Raw genomic sequence first — 4,148 nt, 5'->3', positions numbered from 1 at the left:
CGGTCCTCCGTGGGAACCCATACCGAGGCTAAATACCGATAAGAGGCTCAGTGGCTATGGAAGCCCTGGTATGCATTCCCACGCGGGAGCGTGGGAACGAGGAAGCCGAATACCAACAGGACGCCCTTCTCGCTATGGAAGCCCGAGTATGCCCTGGTTCCCACGGTCCTCCGTGGGAACCCATACCGAGGCTAAATACCGATAAGAGGCTCAGTGGCCATGGAAGCCCTGGTATGCATTCCCACGCGGGAGCGTGGGAACGAGGAAACCGAATACCGGCAGGATGCCCTTCTCGCTATGGAAGCCCCAGTATGCTCTGGTTCCCACGGTCCTCCGTGGGAACCCATACCGAGGCTGAATACCGATAAGAGGCTCAGCGGCCATGGAAGCCCCGGTATGCATTCCCACGCGGGAGCGTGGGAACGAGGAAGCCGAATACCGGCAGGACGCCCTTCTCGCTATGGAAGCCCCAGTATTCATCCCCACGCGGGAGCGTGGGAACGAGTAACCCAAGATCATCGAATAACCATGCCCAACCGCTGTAACCGATACCCGCTATTGACCGCTCTCGCCCTGCTGCTGGCGACGGCATGGCTGTATCTGCCCGGTCTGTCGGGGCCGCTGCTGTTCGACGATCAACCGAATATTTTCAACAACCCCGCGTTTTTAGACCTGCACGGCTTCGATAGCCAAGCCATTGCCGCCGCGACCTGGTCGGGCGACGCGGGGCCTTTGAAGCGTCCGGTCAGCATGTTGAGCTTCGCGCTGAATTATGCCGCCACCGGCGCCGACCCGTATTATTTCAAACTCACCAATCTCATTTTGCACTTGTTGACCGGCCTGAGCCTGGGCTATTTAACCTGGCGCATATTGGCCGTTTATCAACAGTGTCAAGCTGCCGAGCTGTCACCGACGCGCCGACAGTGGCTGAGCGTGTTGGTCATGGCGCTCTGGCTATGGCATCCGCTGAATCTGAGCCCGGTGCTGCATGTCGTGCAGCGCATGACGCAGTTGGCGGCGTTGTTTACCGTCGGCGGCTTGCTGGCCTATTTGACCGGACGCACGCGCTTATTAACCGATAGCCGTTCGGCGAGCGGCTGGCTCTGGTTGGCCGTGGGGCTGATCGGCGGCACCGCGCTGGCGGCGTTGAGCAAGGAAAACGGCGTCTTGTTGCCGTTGCTGGCGCTGTTGCTGGAAGCGCTGTTGTTTGATTTTGCCTGCCGCACGCCGCGCGCCCGGCGCTGGCTAATCGGCGTGTGCGCAGCGCTGCTGTTGCTGTCGGTCGTGGGTGCGTTGGCGTATTTGGGCGCGTTCAAGCCCGGCGGTCTGGGCGCGGCGTTCGCCAATCGCCCGTTCAGCTTCGAAGAGCGCGTGCTGACGCAAGGCCGGGTATTGTGGTTTTATGTGCGACTGTTGCTGTGGCCGGATATTCGCCAGATGGGCTTGTTTCACGACGATTTTCTGCTGTCCACCGGTTTAACCGCGCCGCTGACTACCTTGTTGGCTTGGCTGGGCTGGTGGCTGATGCTGCTGTTGGCCGTCATTGCACAGCGAAAAGCGCCGCTGTTCAGCTTAGGGATCGGTTTTTTTCTGATCGGTCACGTCATGGAATCGAGCATCGTGGCGCTGGACATGATTTACGAACACCGCAATTATTTACCCGCTTACGGCCTGCTACTGACGCTGGCTTATTACCTAACGCATCCGCGCTTATGGCGCTGGCCGCGCTCGCCCATGTCGCCGCGTATCGGCGCCTCGGCGCTTGCTGTGGTGTTGCTGGGCGTCTGCGGTTACGCCACCGCCGCGCGCGCCACCGTCTGGTCGAGCAGTTTGAGTTTGCTGCAAACCAGTTGGGAGAATCATCCGCGCTGCGAACGCACCGCCGGGATGTTCGGCGAGGCCTTGTTGACGGCGCTGGAGCAGCGCCGGGCGCAAGGCGAGGACACGCCGGACATGCGCGAGTTACAAAGCTTTTTACGCGGCTTGTTCGCCGGCTTGCAAGCCGTCGATGATTATTATTTGGCCGGGCCGATTTTGTCCTTGCGACTAGATGAGCTGGAAGGCAAAGCTGCGAATCCGGCGTTATTGAGCGCCTTGACCGAACGTTTGCGGCAGCCGCCCTTGTCGATCAACGCGGTCGGTTTGTTGTACGGCCAAACCGCCAAACGCTTGCGCGAACAACAAGGCTTGTCGATTGCAACGCTGTTGCCGTTGTATGCCGCGATGCTGGAAAATCCGAGATTACACGGCGATCGCAAGGCGCGGGTATTGGGCGAATACGCCCGGCTGCTGGCGTATCGCGGTAAACCGAGCCAGGCGTTGGCGTATGCCGCGCAAGCGGTGAAGCTGAATCCCGACGAGCCGAGCTTGCGTAAATTGTGGGCCGGGTTGCTGTTGAAAGCCGGTCGAATGCAAGCCGTGCGCTTGCGCGGGGGGCTGTGATGCGGTGGGTATATCCAGGTTCCCACGCTCCGCGTGGGAACCCATACCGAAGCCGAGTGCAGGAATTGGGCTTGTACTGGTATGGTAGCGCCGATCTGCATTCCCACGCAGGAGCGTGGGAACGAGAGAAACGAGCGAGAACCCATACCAAAGCTGGCTTCAGGGTTGAGACTTGTAATGGCATGGTAGTGCCGGTCGGCATTCCCACGCAGGAGCGTGGGAACGAGAGAGGCTCGCGTAACGCGGGCTTTACCTTGCTTGAGCTGCTGGCAGTCATCATGTTGCTGGGGGTGTTGGCCGGCGGCGCGTTACTCGCCTATGAAGGCGTGCAAGATGACGGCGAAGACACTCTCGCCCGCTTTGAAATGGCCGAAATCAGAAAAGCCTTATTGCAATTTCGACGGGATACCCATGAACTGCCGTGCCGGGTGTATCGGGCGGGGGATTATCAGGCGGATAAAGATAACATGACTGAACTGGACTTTGCCGGTCTGCCCACTACACCGAATGCGGACGAATATCATGCCTGGTGCCGGAATGCCTTTTCCCAACAACAAGACAGCGGTTTGAGTATGCTGCACCGGTTTCCATACGACGAAACCGATAGCGAGCACGTCGGCAAACTGTGGAACCCGGATACCCGGCGAGGCTGGCACGGGCCTTATATTAACGAGCAAGGCTTAACCGATCCTTGGGGGCAGCGTTATATTTTGCTCGATCCCGAATTGACTTATCCTGCGTCTTATCGTTGCCGAATCAATTCGACGGATGACGGTTATGACACGACCGATGATGACTATGAGTGTTTGAGCCCCGACGATGAGGACTTCTTCGACCCTGATGCTCATATTCTTCCAGCCAATGTGGCGCGGCTGGTGAGTTTGGGGCCGAATGGCCGGCTGGATTCCGAAGTGAATTATGCCAATGTCAATGAGGCCAATTGGTGTAAACCTAAACCTAGCGAAGATGATCTGGTATTGTGTCTGTTTCGGTGAGAGAGCTGAAGACACTCTGGTTCCCACGGTCCACCGTGGGAACCCATACCGAGGCCCAGTACAAGCACGAAACTCATGCCGGGCCGGAAGCTTCGGTATGCATTCCCACGCGGGAGCGTGGGAACGAGGCGGTGCAACCGGTCCTCTGAGGGAATCCATCTGGCGGCCGAATGCGAGTTTAGCGCTGATAAGAGTATCGAGGAGGTAAAACATGGGCAGAAGTCGTTATAAGATTGTCGATCCGAAATTACCGCATTTCGTGACCTGCACGGTCTTGCACTGGATTCCGGTGTTTACTCGGCCCGCAACTGTCGATATTGTGTTGGAGTCTTTGCGGTTTCTGATGCAAGACGGCTTGAAGGTTTATGCGTTCGTGATCTTGGAAAATCATCTGCACTTGGTCGTACAGAGCGAAGATATGGAGCGAGATATCTCACGCTTCAAATCGTATACGGCAAAGCACTTGATCCGGTATCTGTCCGAAAACAATGTAACGCAAATTCTGGAGCAATTGGCTTTTTATAAAAAGGCGCATAAAGGGGATAGAGCGTATCAATTCTGGCAGGAAGGCTGCCATCCGGAGTGGATTCAAAACGAACAGATTATGCGGCAAAAGGTAGAGTACATTCATAACAATCCGGTGCAGCGCGGGTATATCGATTTGCCGGAGCACTGGCGCTATTCGAGTGCGCGGAATTATGCAGGGCAAGC

3 protein-coding genes are annotated in these 4,148 nt (G+C 57.4%); all 3 read left to right on the top strand.

Going from position 1 to position 4,148, the window contains the following annotated elements:
* Positions 1 to 528 precede the first annotated feature (528 nt).
* Positions 529 to 2,442, top strand: coding sequence for a hypothetical protein (locus ACRJJO_RS13355; RefSeq protein ID WP_431066198.1), 1,914 nt, complete (start codon positions 529 to 531; stop codon positions 2,440 to 2,442).
* Between the two features lie 182 nt (positions 2,443 to 2,624).
* Positions 2,625 to 3,437 (top strand): type II secretion system protein GspG, encoded by an 813-nt coding sequence (locus ACRJJO_RS13350; RefSeq protein ID WP_431066197.1) that lies wholly within the window; start codon positions 2,625 to 2,627, stop codon positions 3,435 to 3,437.
* Positions 3,438 to 3,648: 211 nt separating this feature from the next.
* A partial coding sequence (locus tag ACRJJO_RS13345; protein WP_431066196.1) for an REP-associated tyrosine transposase occupies positions 3,649 to 4,148 on the top strand: 500 nt, incomplete at its 3' end.

The organism is Methylotuvimicrobium sp., assembly GCF_050611805.1.
Classification (GTDB): Bacteria; Pseudomonadota; Gammaproteobacteria; order Methylococcales; family Methylomonadaceae; genus Methylotuvimicrobium.
This window is presented reverse-complemented; position numbering and strand designations above follow the sequence as displayed.

What these genes read in the sequence shown, in the direction of transcription:
- ACRJJO_RS13350 (WP_431066197.1), top strand. Translation starts at nt 2,625, where the DNA reads ATGGTAGTGCCGGTCGGCATTCCCACGCAGGAGCGTGGGAACGAGAGA.
- ACRJJO_RS13355 (WP_431066198.1), top strand. Translation starts at nt 529, where the DNA reads ATGCCCAACCGCTGTAACCGATACCCGCTATTGACCGCTCTCGCCCTG.